This is a genomic window from Halalkaliarchaeum sp. AArc-GB, assembly GCF_031432225.1.
Lineage (GTDB): Archaea > Halobacteriota > Halobacteria > Halobacteriales > Haloferacaceae > Halalkaliarchaeum.
This window is the reverse complement of the sequence record NZ_JAVKGM010000022.1, coordinates 1-21,113: the sequence shown is the minus strand read 5'-3', so window position 1 is coordinate 21,113 and position 21,113 is coordinate 1. Positions and strand designations below refer to the sequence as shown.

20 protein-coding genes are annotated in these 21,113 nt (G+C 66.4%); 14 read left to right on the top strand and 6 right to left on the bottom strand.

Features of this window, described 5'->3' with window-relative positions; genetic code table 11:
• The first annotated feature begins 65 nt into the window (after positions 1 to 65).
• On the top strand, positions 66 to 836 hold the full coding sequence (locus tag RH858_RS15610; RefSeq protein ID WP_310562370.1) for a DUF429 domain-containing protein: 771 nt from the start codon (positions 66 to 68) through the stop codon (positions 834 to 836).
• A gap of 34 nt (positions 837 to 870) precedes the next feature.
• On the opposite strand, the gene fer (RH858_RS15605) is transcribed toward RH858_RS15610, so the two are convergent.
• Entirely contained in the window at positions 871 to 1,683 is an 813-nt protein-coding gene (gene fer, locus RH858_RS15605; RefSeq protein WP_259534579.1) for a ferredoxin Fer, read from the bottom strand.
• 251 nt (positions 1,684 to 1,934) lie between these two features.
• Between fer (RH858_RS15605) and RH858_RS15600 the strand changes: the two genes are divergently transcribed.
• From RH858_RS15600 to RH858_RS15590, 3 genes are read left to right on the top strand one after another with little or no spacing between them, the layout of a single operon-like run.
• Positions 1,935 to 2,870, top strand: coding sequence for a 1,4-dihydroxy-2-naphthoate polyprenyltransferase (locus tag RH858_RS15600; RefSeq protein WP_259534578.1), 936 nt, complete (start codon positions 1,935 to 1,937; stop codon positions 2,868 to 2,870).
• A gap of 5 nt (positions 2,871 to 2,875) precedes the next feature.
• Positions 2,876 to 3,985: an o-succinylbenzoate synthase gene (locus tag RH858_RS15595; RefSeq protein WP_310562369.1), complete on the top strand. Its 1,110-nt coding sequence runs from the start codon at positions 2,876 to 2,878 to the stop codon at positions 3,983 to 3,985.
• Positions 3,986 to 4,016: 31 nt separating this feature from the next.
• Positions 4,017 to 5,204, top strand: a complete 1,188-nt coding sequence (locus RH858_RS15590) for an alanine--glyoxylate aminotransferase family protein (RefSeq protein ID WP_259534576.1) — start codon at positions 4,017 to 4,019, stop codon at positions 5,202 to 5,204.
• Positions 5,205 to 5,210: 6 nt separating this feature from the next.
• Here the strand turns inward: RH858_RS15590 and RH858_RS15585 are convergent, their stop codons facing one another.
• A complete protein-coding gene (locus RH858_RS15585) occupies positions 5,211 to 5,852 on the bottom strand; it encodes a molybdenum cofactor guanylyltransferase (RefSeq protein WP_259534575.1) in 642 nt (213 codons plus the stop codon).
• A gap of 101 nt (positions 5,853 to 5,953) precedes the next feature.
• Here RH858_RS15585 and RH858_RS15580 point away from each other — a divergent pair, with 101 nt between their 5' ends.
• Entirely contained in the window at positions 5,954 to 7,612 is a 1,659-nt protein-coding gene (locus RH858_RS15580) for a gamma-glutamyltransferase family protein (RefSeq protein WP_259534574.1), read from the top strand.
• 6 nt (positions 7,613 to 7,618) lie between these two features.
• On the opposite strand, the gene hjc is transcribed toward RH858_RS15580, so the two are convergent.
• Entirely contained in the window at positions 7,619 to 8,041 is a 423-nt protein-coding gene (hjc, locus tag RH858_RS15575) for a Holliday junction resolvase Hjc (protein WP_259534573.1), read from the bottom strand.
• 505 nt (positions 8,042 to 8,546) lie between these two features.
• Here hjc and RH858_RS15570 point away from each other — a divergent pair.
• A complete protein-coding gene (locus RH858_RS15570; RefSeq protein WP_310562368.1) occupies positions 8,547 to 9,752 on the top strand; it encodes a hypothetical protein in 1,206 nt (401 codons plus the stop codon).
• A gap of 123 nt (positions 9,753 to 9,875) precedes the next feature.
• Complete coding sequence (locus RH858_RS15565) at positions 9,876 to 10,241, top strand: tautomerase family protein (RefSeq protein ID WP_259534571.1); 366 nt, start codon at positions 9,876 to 9,878, stop codon at positions 10,239 to 10,241.
• A 76-nt stretch (positions 10,242 to 10,317) separates the two neighbouring features.
• Here RH858_RS15565 and fer (RH858_RS15560) read toward each other — a convergent pair whose 3' ends face one another.
• Positions 10,318 to 10,707 (bottom strand): ferredoxin Fer, encoded by a 390-nt coding sequence (gene fer / locus RH858_RS15560; RefSeq protein ID WP_259534570.1) that lies wholly within the window; start codon positions 10,705 to 10,707, stop codon positions 10,318 to 10,320.
• A 282-nt stretch (positions 10,708 to 10,989) separates the two neighbouring features.
• Between fer (RH858_RS15560) and RH858_RS15555 the strand changes: the two genes are divergently transcribed.
• The 3 genes from RH858_RS15555 to RH858_RS15545 all read left to right on the top strand — a co-directional run bounded on the left by RH858_RS15555 (position 10,990) and on the right by RH858_RS15545 (position 14,193).
• On the top strand, positions 10,990 to 11,697 hold the full coding sequence (locus RH858_RS15555) for an ATPase domain-containing protein (protein WP_259534569.1): 708 nt from the start codon (positions 10,990 to 10,992) through the stop codon (positions 11,695 to 11,697).
• 13 nt (positions 11,698 to 11,710) lie between these two features.
• Positions 11,711 to 12,253, top strand: coding sequence for a hypothetical protein (locus tag RH858_RS15550; protein ID WP_259534568.1), 543 nt, complete (start codon positions 11,711 to 11,713; stop codon positions 12,251 to 12,253).
• Positions 12,254 to 12,342: 89 nt separating this feature from the next.
• A complete protein-coding gene (locus tag RH858_RS15545; RefSeq protein WP_259534567.1) occupies positions 12,343 to 14,193 on the top strand; it encodes a PINc/VapC family ATPase in 1,851 nt (616 codons plus the stop codon).
• 7 nt (positions 14,194 to 14,200) lie between these two features.
• Here the strand turns inward: RH858_RS15545 and argS are convergent, their stop codons facing one another.
• Positions 14,201 to 15,967: an arginine--tRNA ligase gene (argS, locus tag RH858_RS15540; RefSeq protein WP_310562367.1), complete on the bottom strand. Its 1,767-nt coding sequence runs from the start codon at positions 15,965 to 15,967 to the stop codon at positions 14,201 to 14,203.
• Positions 15,968 to 16,255: 288 nt separating this feature from the next.
• Here argS and RH858_RS15535 point away from each other — a divergent pair, with 288 nt between their 5' ends.
• The 4 genes from RH858_RS15535 to RH858_RS15520 all read left to right on the top strand — a co-directional run bounded on the left by RH858_RS15535 (position 16,256) and on the right by RH858_RS15520 (position 20,472).
• Positions 16,256 to 17,011 (top strand): DUF120 domain-containing protein, encoded by a 756-nt coding sequence (locus tag RH858_RS15535; RefSeq protein WP_310562366.1) that lies wholly within the window; start codon positions 16,256 to 16,258, stop codon positions 17,009 to 17,011.
• Complete coding sequence (gene ribB, locus RH858_RS15530) at positions 17,012 to 17,731, top strand: 3,4-dihydroxy-2-butanone-4-phosphate synthase (protein WP_310562365.1); 720 nt, start codon at positions 17,012 to 17,014, stop codon at positions 17,729 to 17,731. It abuts the gene before it with no gap.
• Positions 17,732 to 17,851: 120 nt separating this feature from the next.
• Complete coding sequence (locus RH858_RS15525; RefSeq protein WP_310562364.1) at positions 17,852 to 19,660, top strand: ABC transporter substrate-binding protein; 1,809 nt, start codon at positions 17,852 to 17,854, stop codon at positions 19,658 to 19,660.
• Positions 19,660 to 20,472 carry a phosphatase PAP2 family protein gene (locus RH858_RS15520; protein WP_259534562.1) on the top strand — a complete coding sequence of 271 codons (813 nt, stop codon included), beginning with the start codon at positions 19,660 to 19,662 and terminating at the stop codon, positions 20,470 to 20,472. Before RH858_RS15525 ends, RH858_RS15520 begins: the two co-directional genes overlap by 1 nt.
• Before the next feature lie 29 nt (positions 20,473 to 20,501).
• Here RH858_RS15520 and thpR read toward each other — a convergent pair whose 3' ends face one another.
• Positions 20,502 to 21,089 (bottom strand): RNA 2',3'-cyclic phosphodiesterase, encoded by a 588-nt coding sequence (gene thpR, locus RH858_RS15515; RefSeq protein ID WP_310562363.1) that lies wholly within the window; start codon positions 21,087 to 21,089, stop codon positions 20,502 to 20,504.
• Positions 21,090 to 21,113: the final 24 nt, after the last annotated feature.

Sequence of the window (21,113 nt, the reverse complement as noted above, 5' to 3'; positions counted from 1 at the left end):
CTGCAGGAGAAATAGCCGCATAGACGACCGTACCGTTTTTGTTCCGGCCGCTGAACGATCGAACGATGAGTGACGCGTCACTGTCGGTGGGCGCGGTTCGGGGTGACGCCGTGTGGGTCGCCGTCGCCTTCGCCGGCAGGGAGTTCGATCACGCCGCAGTCTTCCCCGAGATCGGCGACCTGTGGCTCCGTTATGAGGAGGCCGATCGGATCCTCCTCGACGTGCCGATCGGTCTGGTCGACGAGGGGGATCCCCGCCGCCGGTGTGACGTCCTCGCGGAACGCGTCCTGGAACGCGACGAAGACGGCGGCGAATCGAGAGGAAACTCCGACCGGTCGGTCGTTTCCCCGGTACGCGAGGCGACCCGAAAGCGTCGGTACTCGACCGCCGCGAAAGTTCACGAGCGAAAGACGGGCGAACAACTACCGGAGATGTCCTTCGAGCAGGTCCCCGCGATCGCTGCAGTCGACGAACTCGTCGGGGAGCTCCCGGAGGCGAGAGCGACGATACTCGAATCGCGGCCGGCGGTCTGTTTTCGTGCCATCGGCGGGGAGCCGCTGCAGTACGATCGGGAGACTGCAGGAGGGTACGCCGAACGGATGCGCAGACTGGCGGCGTTCGACCGGGACGGGGCGCCGACGGTGCAGGCGGCCGCGGAGGCGACCGCGGGCCAGGAGGTGCGGATCGAAGAGGTGCTCGACGCCGTGGTTCTGGGGTACACCGCCCGACCGTCCCCGGTCCCGCTCCGGTCGCTGCCGGAAGACCCGCCGACCGACGAGCGTGGGCTCCCGATGCGGATCGTCTACCGGGCCGAAGAACCGCTCGTCGCCGAGTGACCGTCGAGGACGTACTGCGGCGCACACAACAGCGTCACACCGACGGCGGCGTGTCGCTTTCGCCAAGCGGCGACGGCAGGCGGAGGTCCTCGAAATCCTCGAGTTTCTGGACGTTCGTCACGAGCTTCACCGTGTCCGTCACCGGAACCCCGACACAGGTGAGTCGGGCGTTCATCACGTTCACCTGGTCGTCTGTGAGCACGTGGTTTCCGGGCATTGCGACATCGCCCTCCTTTACGAGCACCGCACAGTTCGCACAGGCGCCGCCGCGACAGGCGTACGGCCACGACAGCCCGCGGTTCTCGGCGGCCTCGAGGATCGTCTCGCCGGGTTCGACCAGGATGCGGCCGTACTCCGCGGAGTTGAGCCGGTACTCCGCGGAGGCTTTCTCGAACAGGTCGTCGTCCTCGACCGACCAGCCGTTGGCCTCGATCGCCTCGTAGTCGAGGTAGGTCACCCGTGCTGGCGTCTGTCGAACGACCGGCGCGGATCCCCGCTGGCTGTATCGCGCGATGACCGCCGCCGCGTCCGGGATCGGCTCCCCTTCGAGGTTCCGGAACCAGTCGCGCACCGTCCGCGGCGACAGGCCGTACGTGTCGGCGAGTTCCTCGACGTCGACGCCCTCGGTCCGGGCGACTGCGGTGACGATCGACTCCTCGTTTGCGGTGTCGATCCAGTCGGCGAGCTCTCCGGAGTCGAGCCCGTACAGGTCGGCCAGTTCGCCGACGTCTCGTCCTTCCTCGGCGTTCGCCAGCGCCACCATCAGGAACTGTGCCGACTCCTTTTCGGAAACGTGTTCGAGCCACTCCCGGAGATCCTCGACGGGCACTCCATCCAGTTCGGTCATACTCCCTGTTGTGTGACCCGTCTCATAAAACGAGCGGCGTGATCCGGGGTCGTCTCAAGCGCAACGGGATCCCCACGACCGGGGCGAGGGGCGACCACCGGGAGCCTCTCGGAAAGCGAACGGTGAAGCCGTGAGCGAAGCGAGCGGGGGTAAGTCGTGCCCGTGACCGAACGAAGTGAGGGAACCTGTGTGACGGGAACACGCCGCTCCGGATAACAACTTTGAGGACAGGGTGGCCCGAATCACGGGTGATGGCTACGCAGGACGTCTCGCGTCGGAAGGCCTGGCTCATCGCCGCGCGGCCACAGACGCTACCGGCGGCGCTCGCGCCGGTCGTCGTCGGGGTGGGGGTCGCCCTTCACGACGGCGTATTCGCGGCGCTGCCGGCAGTTGCCGCGCTGGTCGGGGCTTCGCTCATCCAGATCGGCACCAACTTCGCCAACGACTACTACGACGCCGTCCAGGGGGCCGACACCGAGCAGCGCGAGGGGTTCACGCGGGTGACCGCCGGCGGGTTGATCGACCCCCCGTCCGTAAAACGGGCGATGTGGCTCACGTTCGCCGCCGCGGTGCTCGTGGGCACGTACCTGGTGTCCGTCGGTGGGGTGCCGATCCTCGTCGTCGGCCTGCTGTCGATCGCCACCGGAATCGCCTACACCGGCGGCCCGTATCCGCTCGGTTATCACGGGCTCGGCGACCTGTTCGTGTTCGTCTTCTTCGGGGTGGTCGCGGTGGTTGGAACCTACTACGTCCAGGCGGCGGCGCTGCTTTCGGGCACGTTTCCGCTCTGGCTCCCGCCGGGGACCGTCACCGTCCCGGCAGTGGTGGCCAGCCTTCCGATCGCGGCCCTCTCGACGAACATTCTCGTTGTGAACAACGTCCGCGACCGCGAGGAGGACGCCGAGACCGGAAAGCGGACGCTCGCGGTGCGGTTCGGCTACCGGTTTTCCCGCGTTCAGTTCCTCTCGATGCTCGCGCTGGCGTACGCGGTCCCGTTCTGGTTCCTGCTCCAGGGATGGTCTGTCGTGGTTCTGGCACCGCTCGTGACGCTGCCGTACGCCGGACGTATCGCACAGACCGTACGGGAGGAAACGTCTGGCGACGCGCTCAACCCCGCGCTCGAATCGGCAGGCAAGCTGCTGGCCGCGTTCGCGATCCTGTTTGCGGCCGGGCTCGCGGTCGGGTGATCCGGATGCGAATTCGTCCCTTTTCAGTGCCGCTCGACTCGCCGCTTTCGACCGCGCGTGGGGAGATCTCACGGCGGCGAGGGTTTCTCGTGGGGACCGACGCCGACGGCGACACGACGGACGGGGAGCCGGTGGTCCACGGAATAGGGGAGGCGACACCGCTCTCGGGATGGACCGAGCCGTACGACCGCTGTCGCGAGGAACTCGAGTCGGCCGTCGACACGTGCGGGAACGAGACGGGCAACGTCGAAACTCCCGGGACGCCGGCGGCCCGCCACGGCATCGCGCTGGCGCGGCTCGACCGGGACGCCCGGAGGGCAGACGTGTCCCTCGCCGAAGAGCTCTCGGGCCGCTACGGAACCGGCGCCGCTGCGGCCGACACGGTTCCAGTCAACGCTACCGTCGGCGACGGATCGCCGGCGGAGTCGGCCGAACGCTGCCGCGAGGCTGTCGAGGCCGGCTTCGGCTGCCTCAAGATAAAGGTCGGAAAACGGGCGCTCGCGGCGGATCTCGACCGGCTGCGTGCCGTCCGGGACGCTGTCGGGGAGGCAGTGACGCTCCGGGCAGACGCCAACGGCGCATGGGATCGGAAAACCGCCGATCGGGCGCTCGACGAACTCGGCGCGATCGGCGTCGACTACGTCGAACAGCCGCTTCCAGCCGACGATCTCGAGGGACACGCTCGACTCCGCGGTCGGGGGGTCGACGTCGCACTCGACGAGTCGCTTGCGACCGGGGGAAACGGCGATACGCGAGCCATCGACCGGGTCCGGACCGCAGTCGAGGTGGGGGCGGCCGACGTCGTCGTGTTGAAGCCGATGGCGCTCGGTGGGCCGGATCGGACACTCGAGGCAGCGTCGACGGCCAAAGAGGCCGGCGTCGAGCCCGTGATCACGACCACGATCGACGCCGTCGTCGCCCGGACTGCCGCCGTCCACGTCGCCGCGGCGATTCCCGAAATCCCCCCATGTGGGCTCGCGACCGGAGGGATGCTCGCGGACGATCTCGCGCCTGATCCCGCGCCCGTCGACGGCGGGCGGATCCGGGTGCCACACGGGCCGGGGATCGCAGGCGGGGCGTTCGACGGGCTCTGCGACGACACGAACGGCGGGTAGTTTTACCTGCGAGTCGGGTGTACCCGCGAGCATGGCGCGCAACTCGGAGATCGACGAGCTGGTACCGCCGGATCGGACGCTACTGGGCCCCGGGCCGAGCGACGCCCACCCACGGGTGTTGAAGGCGATGGCCACCCCGTTCGTCGGCTACCTCGACGACTACTACGTCGAGGTGATGAACGACGTCCAGGAACTGCTCCGGATGCTGTTTCGGACCGACAACGAGTGTACGTTCGCGGTCAGCGGCACCGGCTCGGCGGCCATGGAGACGGCGTTCGCGAACCTCGTCGAACCGGGTGAGACCGTTCTCGTGCCGTCGAACGGCTACTTCGGCGACCGCATGGGCCAGATCGCCGAGCGCGCGGGGGGCGAGGTGGTCACCGTCGACGCGCCCTGGGGCGAACCGCTCGATCCGGACGACGTGGCCGCGGCGTTCGACCGCCACGACCCGACGGTGTTCGGGTTCGTGCACGGCGAGACGAGCACCGGAGCGCGACAGACGGCGATCCCCGAACTCACGCAGATCGCCCACGACCACGACGCGTACGTGATCGCGGACACGGTCGCGTCGCTGGGCGGGGTCGAGTTCCGGACCGACGAGTGGGACGTCGACGTGGTGTATTCGGGGTCCCAGAAGTGTCTCTCGGCGCCGCCGGGATCGAGCCCGATCACGTTCAACGACCGTGCAGTCGAGAAGGTCGAGTCGCGGGAGGAGCCCGTGCGGTCGTGGTATCTCGACCTGGAAGGCGTCTGGGAGTACTGGGGCGAGGAACGGAACTACCACCACACCGGACCGACGGCGACGACGTACGCGCTCCGCGAGGCGCTCCGGATGGTCGACGAGGAGGGGCTCGATGACCGCTGGGCGCGTCACCGGCGTGTCGCCGGCGCGCTCAAGGCCGGCGTCGAGGCGATGGGACTGCCCCTGAACGTGGACGACGACCACTGGCTGCCGACGCTCAACCCCGTACAGGTGCCCGACGGCGTCGACGACGGCCGGGTGATCGATCGCCTGATGGACGAACACGGGATCGAAATCGTCGGGGGGCTCGGCGCGCTGTCGGGCGATATCTTCCGCGTGGGATGTATGGGCAACTCCGCACGACCGGAGAACGTCACCCACTTCGTTGCCGCGTTCGGGTCGATTCTCGAAGCCGAGGGGGCCGACGTCGATCCCGACGCCGGCGCCGTCGCGACGGCCCGCGCGCTCGAGGAGTGATCGCGGTTAGCGACCCTCCCGCTCGAGAACCCGTTCTTCGGCCCGGCGGAACTCCTCGCGGGTGTTGAGGTTCTCGAAGGCGGCCCTCGTCGTGTACTCCAGCGCGTGCTCCTCCTCGACGACGACGTAGTTCAGATCGAACAGGGGTTCGATGATCTTCCGGTCGCCCCGGTCGAGCGCGACCTGGCAGGCCTCGGCCATCGGTGCGGCGCGATAGACGGCGTGTGTCGTCTGGAACCACTGGTCGTCGAGTCGAGGGACGGCCGCGTCGTAGCCGTCGACGCGATCGAACAGGTACTCGACGAAGCCGGGATCGACGAACGGCATGTCGCAGGCGACGACGAACGCCGGTGCGTCCGGCCCCGCGATCGACTCGATCCCGCGGAGCCCGGTCATGATGCCGGCCATCGGCCCCCGGTCGGGTTCGGGATCGACGGCGAACGTGACGCGGCGGGGATACCCCGCCATCGCCTCGCGGATCGCCGGGACCTGCTCCGTTCGGCAGTTCACCACGACCGCCTCCACGACGTCGGCGATCCGGTCGGCGACGCGGCGGATCATCGGCGTCCCGGCAAGTTCGGCGACGGCCTTGTCCTGGCTGCCGAATCGGGTCGATCTCCCCCCGGCGACGATGACCGCCGACTTCATGCGACGCGGTTCGGGACGGAGCGACTTAGGCGCTTGTTCCCGAAGCTGGCAATCCGGCCCGGGAGCCTGACGCTTTTGCGGCTCCCCGCGCAAACGATCCCATGGCAGAACCCGATCTCGACCGGTTTACCTCGAGGCGTTCGACCGCCTACGGACGACGCGGCGCCGTCGCGACCAGCCAGCCGCTGGCTGCGGAGGCGGGCATTCGGACTCTCCGGGAGGGGGGCAACGCGTTCGACGCCGCCGTCGCGACCGCGGCGGCGCTCAACGTCGTCGAACCGACCTCGACCGGCCTCGGCGGCGACGTGTTCGCGCTGTACCGAACCGCCGACGGCGAGGTGGGCGCAATGCGCGCCTGTGGCGGTGCCCCAGCGGGCGCGACGATCGAGCGCGTCAAAGCGGCGCTGGCCGAGGCGGAGCCCGCGGCCGACACCGACTACCCGTGGGCGCCCGAAACCGACGATCCCGACGACGTCGAGATGCCGATGCACGGCCCCCACACGGTGACGGTCCCCGGGACCGCCAGAGGGTGGGAGGCGACGGCCCGGGAACTGGGGACGAAACCGCTCTCGGAGCTGCTCGAACCGGCGATCGAGTACGCGATCGAGGGGTATCCGGTCTCGGAGGTGATCGCCGACTCCTGGAGCCACGCCGACGCGCTCTTCCGGACGGACAACGCCAGGGAGGCGTACCTGGTCGACGACAGAGCACCCGAGACGGGCGAGGTAGTGACGCTCCCGAAACTCGGGCGATCGATGCAAAAAATCGCCGAGGAGGGCGCAGACGTCGTCTACGAGGGCGAAATCGGCGAGGCGATCGCACGGGAGGTGCAGTCGCGTGGGGGGTTCCTGACCGTCGAGGACCTCGCGGGCTTCGAAGTGGAGTGGCCCGAGCCGGTCTCGACGACGTACAACGGCGCCGAGGTGTACGAACTGCCGCCGAACAACCAGGGACTGATCGCGCTGGAGGCGCTCAACGTCGCCGCCGAGCTGGGTGCCGGCGACCACCCGCTCGACTCGCCGGAGCGGGTTCACTACTTCGCGGAGGCGATGAAGCGCGCGTTCCACGACGGCCACCGGTACATCACTGATCCCGACTACGAGGACCACCCGCCGCTGGGGTCGCAGTCGTGGGCGAAAAAGCGGGCCGACACGGTGGGCGAGGAGGCGAGCGACGACGTCACTTTCGGCGTGCCCGAAGCGAACGCCGAGGACGCCGACACCGTGCTGCTCACCGTCGCCGACGAGGCGGGCAACGTCGTCTCGTACATCAACTCCCGCTTTGCGGGGTTCGGCTCCGGGCTCGTGGCCGGCGACACCGGCATCGCCTTACAGAACCGCGGTGCGTCGTTCTCGCTCGATCCCGACCACCCGAACCGGCTGGAGCCGGGGAAACGCCCGTTCCACACCCTGATTCCGGCGGTCGCGCGGCTGGGGCCGGACGACTGGCTCGGCTTCGGCGTGATGGGCGGGTACATGCAGCCACAGGGGCACGTCCAGGTACTGTCGAACCTCGTCGACTACGACCTGCCGCTGCAGGCGGCGCTGGACCGACCGCGGTGGCGCTACCGGGAGTCGGGTGAGCTCGCGGTCGAACCGCACTTCGACTCGGACGTGGCGGCAAAGCTCGTCCGGCGGGGCCACGACGTCCGGCTCCTCCAGCCGCTGCTGTTCGGCGGGGCACAGGCGGTCCGAAACGACGACGGGGTGTTGTCTGCGGCGACCGAGCCGCGAAAGGACGGCAACGCGCAGGTGTTTTGATCCGACTCACAGGTCGTCGAGGGTCGTCCGCTTCGACTCGCCGACGAACTCCGCGAAGTCAGTTCCTTCCGCGAGTGCGGTTTCCTTTTTGACCCGATAGCTTCCGGCGTCGGTGGTGTAGAGATCCCCTGGATGGAAGAAGTACCAGTCTTCGCGGTCGAACCGGACGCCGATCCGGGGTTTGGCGCCGAAGTTCCGCGCGAAGTACACCAGCGCCTCGACCTCCTCCCCGGTGAGATAGATCGGATCGCCGGCGCTGGACTTCGCCTCGATGGCGTAGAATTCCTCGCCGTTGCCGGCGAGCACGTCCGGGAGTTCCCGGTCGGTCGCGCTGCCGCTCGCCGGCGCGCGCATTACGGCGAATCCCGCCTCGTCGAGCGCGTTGACGAGTTCGCGCTCCCGTCTATCTCCCTTCCGGTTTGCGGACATCGAAGGGAGATTGTTTCACGGAACTAAAAAGGTCGCCGAGTCGCCGCGTGAGGGGGTGGGTCGCGTTCGAGCGTGAGGGGGTAGGTCGCGTTCGAGCGTGAGGGGGTAGGTCGCGTTCGAGCGTGAGGGGGTAGGTCGCGTTCGATCGACTGTCGTCTACGCGCGATCGAGGGTGCGCGCGAACGGGAGAACATATATTAAAGTTGTGAATTTCTACAATAGAGGACAATCATTAATAGTAAGAAATCTTATAATAATTCCTAATTTATCAAGTAGTTCATGCGGCGGGCGAAATCGTCCGGTCGAATAATCTCGAATAGACCGATCATTAATGAGGGATAGCCCGGCGGTCCTAGTTTTTTTATTCTCATCCGAGTAAAATCTCCGCCACATATATGAACGCTGTCGAAAAACTATCAAATGAAACAGTAGTAACGGCCACTAGAGAACCAAAAATCATATAAAAAATGATACGACCTGCTGCGCAGAGTCGAAGAGGAACCGGGTGGAAAGTCGAAGGGGACCGTCGCTTCGAGAGGAGGATCCAGTCGTGACGGCCGTCGATGCGCTGGTAAGCAGCGGCGTATTCGTGATGTTCCTCGCGGTGCTGATCGGGATGGCGTTCGGGCGGGTGAACCTCGGACGCGGGATCAAGTTTGGAGTCGCGGGGCCGCTGTTCGCCGGGCTCGTTCTGGGACACTTCGGGTTTACCGTTCCAGGCTCCTTCAGCGGCCTAACGCTGGCGCTGTTCGTGGCGGCCGTCGGCCTGATCGCCGCCCACGAGATCGAGGGGACGATCAAGACCTACGGGTTGAACTTCGTGGTCATCGCGGTCGTGATGCCGACCATCGCTCTGGCGTTCACCTACGTGTGGACGCAGTTCGTGTTCGCCGACGCCTCGACGGCCCTGATCATGGGGTCGTTCTCGGGCGCGTTGACGAGTAGCCCGGGGCTGGGATCCGCGATGGAGGCACTTCCGGAAGCCGCCCGGGCGGACTACCAGATCGGCCACTCGATCGGCTACGTCGTCGGCGTGTTGATCATCGTGATGTTCCAGCAGCTGTACCCGGTGCTGGGGAAACTCGACATCGCTTCCGAGAAGGAGCGGTTCCTCGAGAAGGTGAGCGGGCAGACCGAGGAGGACGGTCCGTCCGTCGCCGAGGTGACGTTCAGCGTGCTGGGGTTCGCGCTCGTGATCGTCGTCGGCTCCGTGATCGGGGCGATAGAGATCCCGATGGGTCCGATCGGCGCGGCGTCCCTGGGCACCACCGGCGGTGTACTGATCGCCGCACTAACACTGGGGTACGTCGGCAGAGTCGGCCCCATCCCGACGCGGATGGACACGACCGTGCTCTCGGAGATCCGGGCGTTCACGCTGGCGATGTTCCTGGCAGTCGTGGGGATCGACGCCGGGGCGGGGTTCGTCGAGACGATAGCGGAGTACGGCGCCCAGGTTGTGGCGGCGTCGGCGCTCAACAGCGTCATCGCCATCGTCGGTGGCCTGCTGCTCACCCGGCTGATCTGGAAGATGGACTGGATCCACGCTGCCGGCGGGATCACCGGCGGTCATACCGACACCAAGGGGTTGGCGGCAGCGATCGACGCCACTGACTCCGACGAGGTCGCCGCAGGGTACGGGAACACCTACCCCTTCGCACTTCTGGCGATGGTTATCTACGCGAAGGTGCTCGTACTGGTCGTTCCCCTCTGATCGTCCTCCCCGCTGATCGACCCCCCGCTGATCGTCCTCCCCGCTGATCGACGCACAGTCGGGACGCGGCCCAGAAACGGTACCTGCACAGAACCCGAGTACGTCACTGGAGACCGAACACAGATGCCACACTTACAGTTCGACGTGGACTTCTCGATCGACGACCCGGCAGCCGAACAGTTCACCGCGGACGTCGCGGAGTTGTACGCCGATACGATGGACGCCTCGACCGAGTACACCGCGGTGAGTCTCCGGAGGATCGACACCATCTACCTCGGGCGGGCGACCGGCGAGCGTCGGGTGATTCTACAGGCCGACGTGCGGGCAGGCAGGGAGGTCGAGACGAAACGCGAGTTCGCCCTGGCGGTCATCGAGACGGTCGCCGAGCGGTTCGACGTCCCCCGGTCGAACCAGAAAGTCGTCTTCACCGAACACGACGGGTCACAGATGATGGGTCACGACCGGGTGGGGGACGACTGGTCGGAGTAGCGGGCTGGAGCCACAGCTTGCGGGAGTGGCGGCCAAAAAAATCACCGCGGGTTCTGGCGACACCGAGCGGTATCGCTTAAATGACGCGGTTCTGGAGGTAATCGAGGTGCTTTGCGTTGTAGACGATCTTGACTTCGTCTGTCGTCGGGCTACCGATGCAGGTGAGCCGGACGTTCTTCTCTTCGACTTCCTCGTCGGAGAGGATCTGCTGCATGTCCATCTCGAGGTCGCCTTCCACCGCGATCGCCGCGCAGTTCGCACACGCGCCGGCGCGGCAGGAGAACGGCCAGTCATACCCCTGCGCCTCGGCGGCCTCGAGGACGTACTCGCCCTGGTTGACTTCGAGGCTGCCGTAGTCCTCTTCGCCGAGCCCGGCGTCGGCGGCTTTCTCGAACAGATCGTCGTCGTCCATCGACCAGCCCTGGTCGTCCAGCACTTCGTAGTTCAGGTATTCAACGGTAGGCATCACTCGTCGATTCAGCATCCAGGCAATTAGACTTTGCTGTTTCCATGTTTAAATTCGATCGGCGTCACCAATACGAGGCGGAGGGCCCGCGCTCAAGGAGCGCAGTACTTGGGATGCTCAATCGGAAGCACAAGCGAGTAGCGCGGGGAGGATGTCAAAGGCCGCACAATGGGATTCGAACCGCCGAAACGACGTCATGCTCTCTCGAGCGCCCTATCGGAGAGTATCATCGGTGAAAATCGGACGGGAAGCTTTTTTCATCCAACACGATTCCCCACAGCCATGAGGGTGTCAAGCGGCATCGACGGCTTCGACCGGCTCGTCGATGGGGGGTTGCCTGCGGGGCGGCTGTGCGTCGTCACGGGACCGCCCGGCAGCGGCAAGACGACGTTCGGCGCGCAGTTCGTCACCGAGGGGGTCGCGAACGGCGAAACCTGTCTGTACATCAGTATGCACGAGACCCGCGAGGGGATCAAGGAAGACATGTCCGGGTTCTCCTTCGGGTTCGAGCGCGCGATCGAGACGGAGCGGCTCAAGTTCCTCGACGCCTTCTCCTCGAACGGGAGCCGGTTTTTCGGCAACCCCGGCGCGAACGGCCGGCAGAACGACGCCGTAAACCGACTCACCTCGTTTATCAACTCCCAGGGGATCGACCGGGTCGTCATCGATTCGGCGATGCTTTTGGGGTTCCTGTTCGACGACGACGAGGCGACGACCATTCAGGTGCTGTCGGCGCTCAAGCGGACCGACGCCACCTCGCTTCTGGTCGCGGAAAACACCGAACCGGACGCGTACGCGACCGAGCAGTTCCTTGCCCACGGCGTCGTCTTCCTGCACAACTACCTCGAGGACGGGGAGATGCAGCGGGGGATCCAGGTGCTGAAGATGCGGGGAACCGACATCGACACCGACATCCACGAGCTCTCGTTCGAAAGCGACGGCATCCGGATCGGCGAGCGGCGGAAGATACCACAGGGAAGCCAACAGTGACGGACTTACAGTAATGTACGGAAACGACGGCGGTACAGGCACGAACGGGGGAAATGGGACCGACGAAGAGCGGCTCCTGTCGGAGTTCTCCGATCTCGACGGGGAGAACGCGACCGAGCGGGCGTTCGAGCTGGGGGTGGCCGACGCGTGTGAGCAGGTCCACAGCACGTCCGGGAGTACGCGGGGCCGGATCGAAGCCCTGGCCGGGATCGACACCGACCGCGCGCTTCGGCGGCTCAAGGAGACCGGCGACTCGACCTACGACCGAAGCCTGATCGACCTCGCCTACGACGAGGGGCGGACGCGCGGAATGAAGCTCGCACGGCGCGAGGACGACGCCGAGGGGGTCTGGTCGGAGCTCGTCGGCGACGACACATCCGATGGCGACGTTCCGACGACCGGGACGTTCGAGGAAGCGCTTCCGGGAGCCCTCGGCCGAGTGAGAGCACTCGATATCGGCACTGAAACCGGACCCCCGGAGAGTCTCTCGCTGCCGGAGTTCCTCCGCAGCCGCGGCGGGCCGGGGCGTCGGGACGGAACGAAACGGCGCGAGTGATCGGAAAGCGGCGCGACGAGCACGCCAGGCGAGGTGGCGTTGCGTTCGGAGGTAACACCCTTATACCGTTCGCGGTCGGATCTTCAGGTATGAACGTTGTTCCGGACACGAGCGCGGTCGTCGACGGCCGCGTGTCCGAACGGATCGAGGACGGAAGCTACGCCGGATGGACGGTCGTCGTCCCGGAAGCGGTGGTGGGCGAACTCGAGGCGCAGGCCAACGAGGGGCTCGACACCGGCTGGGAGGGCCTCGCCGAACTCCAGCGGCTCGTCGACCTCGTCGAGGACGGAGAGATCGAAGTGGAGTACGTCGGTGAACGTCCCGGTCCCGACACCCACGGCGTCGCCGGCGAGGGGGAGATCGACGCCCTCATCAGGGACGTCGCCGCCGACCACGACGCGGTGTTGCTCACCAGTGACTACGTCCAGGCCGAGGTGGGCCGCGCGAAGGGCCTGCAGGTCGAGTACGTCGAACCGGTCGTCCGCCAGGTCGACGACCTCCCGATCCGGGAGTACTTCGACGAGGAGACGCTGTCGGTTCACCTGAAGACGGGAACCCGACCGAAGGCGAAACGTGGACGGATCGGCGAGCTGACCTACCAGCGGATCGCCGAGGAGGAAACCACCGAAGCGCAGATGCGCGAGTGGGCCGACACGATCGAGGCGCTCGCGCGCGCTAGCCCCGACGGGTTCATCGAGCTGGCCGAGCCGGGAATGACGATCGTCCAGTACCAGGACTTCCGGATCGCGGTCGCACGACCGCCGTTTTCCGACGGGATCGAGATCACCGCCGTGCGACCGATCGTCAAGACCGAGCTCGACGACTACAGCCACGCGGAGCCGCTGAAGCGCCGGCTGCTGGAACGCCAGCGGGGCGTGCTCATCTCGGGGTCGCCGGGCGCCGGGAAGTCGACGTTCGCCCAGGCGGTCGCGGAGTTCCTCGACGCGAACGACTACGCGGTCAAGACGATGGAAAAGCCCCGCGACCTCGACGTCGGCCCCGACATCACCCAGTACGGCGCGCTGGGGGGCGAGATGGCCAAGACCGCCGACTCGCTGCTTCTGGTCCGGCCGGACTACACGATCTACGACGAGGTCCGCAAGACCGACGACTTCGAGGTGTTCGCCGACATGCGCCTGGCGGGGGTCGGGATGGTCGGCGTCGTCCACGCCACCCGGGCGATCGACGCGCTCCAGCGGCTCGTCGGGCGGGTCGAGCTGGGCATGATCCCGCAGGTCGTCGACACGGTCGTGTTCATCGAGGACGGACAGGTGGACACCGTCTACGACGTCCAGACGACGGTGAAAGTGCCCGAGGGACTCACTGCCGAAGACCTCGCCCGGCCGGTGATCCAGGTGACCGACTTCGAGACCGGCCGCCCCGAGTACGAGATCTACACGTTCAACCGGCAGGTCGTGACGGTGCCGCTTTCCGACGACGACGGGGAGGACACCGGCGTGAGCCGGATCGCGAAACAGGAGATCGAACGGGAGATCCGGTCGGTCGCGCGCGGCCACGTCCAGGTCGAGCTGAAGGGGCAAAACGACGCCGTCGTCTACGTCGAGGAGGACGACATCTCCTACGTGATCGGGAAGGGCGGCGGCCGGATCAGCGACATCGAAGAACGGCTCGGGATCGACATCGACGTGCGGACCCACGACGAGCGACCGGGCGGCGCGAACGCCGCCGACCGTTCCGGCACGGAACTCACAGATCCCAACGCGACCGTCGTGCAGCCGGAGATCACCTCCCGACATGTGGTCATCAGGGTCGACGAGTTCGTCGGCGAGACGGTTGAGGTACGCGCCGGCGGCGACTACCTGTTCACGGCGACGGTGGGGCGGGGAGGCGATATCCAGGTCTCCCGTGGGTCCGCGATCGCAGAAGAGCTCGAGGACGCGATCGACAGGCGGCGGGAGATCACCGTCGTTCCGGTCTGATTTCGGTTCACATCGATTTCGGCGCTTCCACGCCGAGTATCGACAGCGCGTTCGCGATCGTGTGTCGGGCGGCGCGAACGAGCGCGAGACGTGCCCTGGCGGTCGCCTCGTCGTCTGCGGTCACCACGGGACATTCCCGGTAGAACGCGTTGAACGTCTCGGCGAACTCCCGGGTGTAGGTGGCGATCAGATGCGGCTCCAGTTCGTCTGCAGCCTCCTCGATGCAGGCGGGGAACCGGGCGATCACGGCGAGCAGGTCCCGCTCTTCGGGAGTGTCAAGCAGGTCCGGCGTCACCTCGGCGTCGGCGTCGGGGAGTTCGATTCCCGCTCCTGCTGCTTCCTCCTCGATCCCGCAACACCGGGCGTGGACGTACTGGACGTACGGCGCCGACTGCGCCTCGAAGTCCAGCGCGCGGTCCCATTCGAAGGTGATCGCCTTCGTCGGCTGCTTTGCGACGATGTCGTACCGGACCGCGCCGATCCCGACCTGCCGGGCGATCCGCTCTATGTCGTCGTCGGTCAGCTCGTCGTCCCGGATCCGGTCGTCCATCCGGCGCTGTACCTCCTCGCGTGCGCGATCGATCGACTCGTCGAGGAGGTCGTCCAGCATCACGCCGGTCCCCCGGCGGGTGGACATCTTCCCCTCCGGGAGGTTCACGTACGAGTAGATGACGTGATCGAGCTGATCGACGTCGTTGCCGAGTAGTTCCAGCGCCGCGTCAAGCTGGTCGGCCTGCAGTTTGTGGTCCTCTCCGAGGACGGTGACCGCGCGGTCGTAGTTGTCGAACTTCCACTCGTGGTGGGCCAGATCCCGGGTCGTGTACAGCGACGTACCGTCCGAACGGAGGAACACGAGGTTCTTGTCGATCCCCCACTCCTCGAGTTCGAGCTGCCAGGCCTCTTCCTCGTAGACGGCGTGGTCGGTGTCCTGGAGTCGTGCTGCCACGTCGTCGGTCGAGCCGTCGCGCATGAACCGCGTCTCCTTGACGAACTCGTCGAACTCCGCGGGAAGCCGGGCGAGACACTCCTTCATCCCACCGAGTACGCCATCGACGACTTCCTCGACCCGCTCGTAGACCGCCTCCTCGCCCTCCTCGAGCCCGCGAAGGATCGCGGCGATCTCTTCTTCTGCGGCCTCGACGTCGGCGGGATCTGCGTTCTCGAGGTAGTGGTTCCCCTTCCGGTAGTAGCGCACCAGATCGTATTCGATCCGATCGCGTGCCGGCGGTTTCTCGAGATCACTCTCGTCGAACGTCTCGTAGGCCCACGTGAACACGGCCATCTGTCGTCCGGCGTCGTTGACGTAGTAGTGGCGATCGACGTCGTAGCCGGCGGACGCGAGCACGTTGGCGACGGCGTCGCCGACGATCGGGTTCCGCGCCCGGCCGACGTGGACCGGCCCCGTCGGGTTGGCGCTGGTGTGCTCGACCACGACTGACGTGTCCCGATCCGGGAGCGCGCCGTAATCCACCCCCTGGGCGTCCGACAGCGTGTCCGTGAGGTACTCGTCGGTCGTCGTGAAGTTCACGTACGGCCCCTGGCTGGCGGCGGCCGCGACGTATCCCGTCGGCTCGGCCGCCGCTGCGACCTCCGCAGCCACCTGTGGCGGCGGCGCGCCGGCTTCCCCCGCCAGCCGGAAGGCGACGCTCGAGGCGAGCGTCGCGTCGACGTCCGCCGGCGGCTCCTCGATTCCGAGATCGTCGGTCGGATATCCCAGCTCCGAGAGTGCCCCTTCGAGGGTCGACTCCACGTCCGACCGGAACTGTCTGAACATGCAGGGGCGTTTGCCGTGGGCCGTAAAGGCCCTTCCGAAGCCGGCTGCAGCCGACCGGGCGGCCGTGCCAGCCGGACGGCCGTGGGAGCCGCAGCCGACGTGACGGGCTCCACCGTGAGCGGGGATCCGCCCGGAGAAACGGACCGTTTAAGCCACTCCGCAGCGGACATTCGAACGGTAACCGTCGCCCAATTCGACGCGATCCCGGGTCGGTCCCGGGTTTATCATATTTTTGGAACGCATCCCACATCCGATACGCTTTTCCGCGACCTCCGCCAACCTTGAGGTATGTCCGGGACAGTACCCGCCGTCGGGCAGGACGAACTGGCGACGCTGAAGCTCGTCGCCCTCGATGGCGGCCTCGTCGGATCGGTGAAAGTCTCGTGCTCGGAGCTCGCCGACCGACTCGACGCGTCGAACCAGACCGCCTCGCGCCGGCTCCAGGCGCTGGAGGCGGCCGACCACATCGAGCGCGACGTCGTGAGCGACGGACAGTGGATCACGGTGACCGACGACGGGGAGTCGGCACTCCGTCGCGAGTACGCCGACTACCGACGGATCTTCGAGGGACGCCGGTCGCTCACGCTTCGGGGCCGGGTCACCAGCGGGATGGGCGAGGGACGACACTACATCTCGCTGCCCGGCTACATGGAACAGTTCCGGGAACGGCTCGGATACGAACCGTTTCCGGGCACTCTAAACGTCGAACTCGACGAGGAGAGCGTCCGGTCGCGGGCGGGACTGCGATCGATCGACGGGGTAGCGATCGACGGCTGGGAGGACGAGGAGCGAACGTTCGGCCCGGCGACGTGTTATCCCGCGAGCGTGCGGCAAAGCAAGGAGGGGAGAACCGACGGCGACCGGAGCGTCGATCTCGCGCACGTGATCGTCCCCGAGCGGACACACCACAACGAGGAGAACCTCGAACTCATCGCTCCCGACAAACTCCGAACGGAGCTTGCGCTCGAAGACGGCAATCGGGTAACCGTCGAGATACACGGCGGCGGTTTCGCTGTCGACGGCCGTAGCGAGGAGGTGGCGTAGATGCGTCGTCGAGGGAACGGCCCGGGGGCGATCGAAGGGGAGGAGCCCCTCGAAAGCGGAACCGTCGAGGAGGCGATCGCGGCGTTTTCCGCAGGAAAGCCGGTACTGATCCACGATTTCGACGACCGGGAAGGAGAGACGGATCTCGTCTACCCTGCCGGAGCGGTCGGACCGGCCGACGTCGCACGCATGCGCAACGACGCCGGCGGGTTGGTCTGTGTCGCGCTGTCGGACTCGGTCGCGGAGACGTTCGGGCTGCCGTTCCTCGCCGGCGAGATCGACCATCCGGCCGCGGGCGATCACGATCTCGCATACGACGAGCGGTCGTCCTTCTCGCTTCCGGTGAACCACCGCGAGACGTTCACGGGGATCACCGACGAGGACCGGGCGCTGACGATTCGGGAGCTGTCCGGCGCCGCGAACGCTGCGGTCCGCGGGCCGGATGCCTACACGGCTGCAGATTTCGCAGAGGAGTTCCGGAGCCCGGGGCACGTCCACCTACTGCGCGGGGCCCCGAACCTGCTCGCGGATCGGGAGGGGCACACCGAACTCGGGCTCGCGCTGGCACAGCGGGCGGGGCTACCTCCGGCGGTCGTCGTCTGCGAGATGCTCGACGACGAGTCCGGTGCCGCACTGGCGCCGGCCGACGCTGCCGCCTACGCCCGCCGACACGGGCTCGTCTACCTCGAAGGTGCGCGATTGATCGACGCAGTCAGGTGATCCTGGTCCGGGCCGGGCCCCGGTATCCGGTTCTCGCCACCACAGCACTATTATACGTTCGACGACGACTTACGACTGATACTGAGCGGTCCGTACGGATCGCTATCCACCATCCAACGGATGTGCTCGAGTCTCAGCTCCACCACGCGGCGGACGTTTCTGGCGGCTGGAGCGGCGACGCTGTCGGGAACGGCTGGCTGTCTTCGCGACTTCAGGACTGTTGCCGGTCGCGACAGGACCGACCAGCTCGAACTGGAGATCCGGACGCTGCCCGCCGACAGCGATCCCAACGCAGTACGGATCGCCCGGATCCTCGAGGGGCGTCTCGACGCGGTTGGCGTCGAGGCCCGGATCAACACGCTGACCGAAGAAGAGCTGTATCGCCAAGTGCTCTTGAACCGGAACTTCGACGTGTACGTCGGTCAGCTCCCCGAAACGACGGCAGCCGATCCCGACGCCCTGTATCCGCTGTTGCATTCGAAATACGGGGCCGAGCCCGGGTGGCAGAACCCGTTCGGCTACGCGGACCCGGACACCGACAGACTATTGTCCAGACAACGAACGACGGAAGGCACCGACCGCCTGGACGCGGTGGCCGCTCTCCAGCGTCACCTCGCGGAATCACAGCCGTTCGTCTCGATCGCGTTTCCCGACGAGATCAGCGCCGTCAGGGGAACGCGCTTCTACGAGTGGCAGGACAACAGACCGACCGATCCGGTGAACCTCCTGTCGCTTTCACGCCGGGACGATGCCGAACCGACCCTGCGGCTCGTGACCACCGATCCGCGGTTGACCGAGAACCGCAATCCGATCGCCGCGGAGTTTCGGCGGCACGGGAGCCTGCTCGCACTGGTTTATGCACCGCTAGTCAGGCAGATCGACGACGAGTTCCAGCCGTGGCTCCTCGGAAGTTGGCAACCTCACCCTCACGGCGAACGAACCGAAGACGAGCAACAAAGCGACGACTCGCTGCTCTGGCGCGGAGAGCTCAGAGAGGGGCTCACCTGGCACGACGGGGAACCGCTCGATTCCGAGGACGTCGCGTTCACGTACGAATTTCTGGCCGATACGTCGATGGGTCGGGTAGAGTCAGCCATCCCCACCTCCAGGTTTCGAGGACGATCTTCGCTCGTGAAGTCGATCGAGTCGGTCGACGAGCAGACGTTCGACATCCGGTTCGAAACCGGAAGTCCAGAGGTGGCAATCCGAGCGTTTACCGTCCCCGTGTTGCCCGAACACGTCTGGCGCGACTACACCGGACCGGCGACGATCGCCGGGGTCGAAGTGAACGACGAGACCACGGAGGCACTCGTTCGGCCGAACGACGAGCCGATCGGCTCCGGGCAGCTCCGGTTCCATGAGGCGACACCGGGCGAGGAGATCGTCTTCGAGCGGGTCACCGACCATCCACTCGGATCCCTCGAGGATCTTCCGGACCGATTCCAGGGAGGGCCGGCGTTCGATCGGCTCCATCTGAGCGTTCTCCCCTCCGACGTGGTCGCCGTCGAAGCGGTGGCCGACGACGACGCCGACGCGACGGTTTCCAACCTCGGAACCGACGCCGTCCCCAGAGCAGCCCGGTCGTCGGCGACGTCCCTCGTGAGCTATCGGTCGCGGGCGCTGTATCACATCGGGTTCAACACGCGCCAGGCGCCGCTTTCGAACTTCAGGTTCCGCGTCGCGGTCGCACAGCTGTTCGACAAAGGAGAGATCGTCGAGGAGGTGTTCGACGGGTACGCGGTGCCCGCGACCGGACCGCTGGAGGAACGATGGGTTCCACCGGATCTCTTCTGGGACGGGGAGGACCCAGTCGTGCCGTTCTTCGCCGGAGCCGATGGCGAGTTCGACGAGGAGGCAGCCCGCGAAGCGTTCAACGAGGCGGGGTACCGCTACAACAACGACGGGGAACTGCTCGCGAAGGGCTCCTGATGCCCGCCACCATGCTTCCCGAACTCTCTCCACTCACGCGGGTGATCGTCGTTCTCCTGTCCGTCATCACAGCCGGAACCGTCGTCGCCGGGGTGACAATAGTCGGCCCCGGGCGGCTCCGGAGACTCGTCCGAACGGTGCCGCGACATCTCGGGGAGGTGGCCCCGTACGTTGCGGCGCTCGCGATTGTCCTCGTCGTCAGCGCGTTCGCTCGTGAGCCGCTCCAGTCGGTGTCAGAGCTGTACGGGCTGTATCTGACTGGCACACTCTTCGCCATCGAAGGAGAGTTCGTCGCGTGGCTCCAGTCGCACGCGACCGACGAAGCGACGCGTCTCCTCTCGTGGACGTACGTGTACGGCTACGCGTTCCTGCTCGTGTTTCCCCTCGTCGCGTACGCGGCGCTCGAGGAGTCCACACAGCTCAAACGGCTGCTTGCGGCGTACACGCTCAACTACGCGATCGGGCTCGTCGTGTACACCATCGTGTTCGCACACGGCCCGCGGAACGTGATGCCGGACCTGGTGACATCGCTTTTGTACACGACGACGCCCGACTTCCAGCATCTCACCACCCAGATCAACATCAACTCCAACGTCTTCCCGTCGCTGCACACCTCGCTTTCGGTGACCGTCGCCGCGCTCGCGTATCGGACCCGCGACGTCTACCCCTCCTGGGCGGTGGTGTCGGGGGTTCTCGCGACCGGCGTCGTGTTCTCGACGATGTATCTGGGAATCCACTGGGCACTGGACGTCGTCGCTGGAACTGTCCTCGCACTCGCGTGTGTCTGGATCGTCTGCGAGTACATCGAATGAAGATCGCCCCCGATCCGAATCGGCCGTCGCTACGATAGTTCGAACCGTGTCACCGTGTCGTGCTCCGGTCCCTCGGGTGTGAGGGTGCTCTCCGTTAGACGAACGTCCTCGACTCGAAATCGGCCGATCGTCGGATCCGTCTCCCGGACGACCTCCTGGACAATCTCCTTTCCCCGGGCGTCGTCCATCCTGGCAAGCGTGACGTGTGGGGTGAACTCGTGATCATCGGGTTCGAATCCGAGTGCGGTCGTTTCTACCTCCAGCGCCTCGTGGAGCGCTGTCAGTTCCGCCTCGCCCCGCCGGAACCCCGCCCACACGACGCTTATGTACTCGATCGAGGGAAACACCCCGAGGCCACCGACCTCGGCTTCGAACGGTTCGACCGGTTCGACGGTGCCGTCCTCGCGTTCGACCTCGGCGTTCGAAATCGCCTCGTTTGCGGCCGTTTCGAGCTCTTCGATCCGGTCGGAGTCGACGTCGCCGAGGAACTTCAGCGTGAGATGGGCCTGCTCCGGGTCGGTGAACCTGAGTCCCTCCGCATCGCGCAGTCGGTCCTGTACGGCGGCGACCTCGTCGGCCAGTCGATCCGGCAGGTCGACGGCGAAGAAGAGCCTCATACGTCACAGTACGGCGGCGGGGAT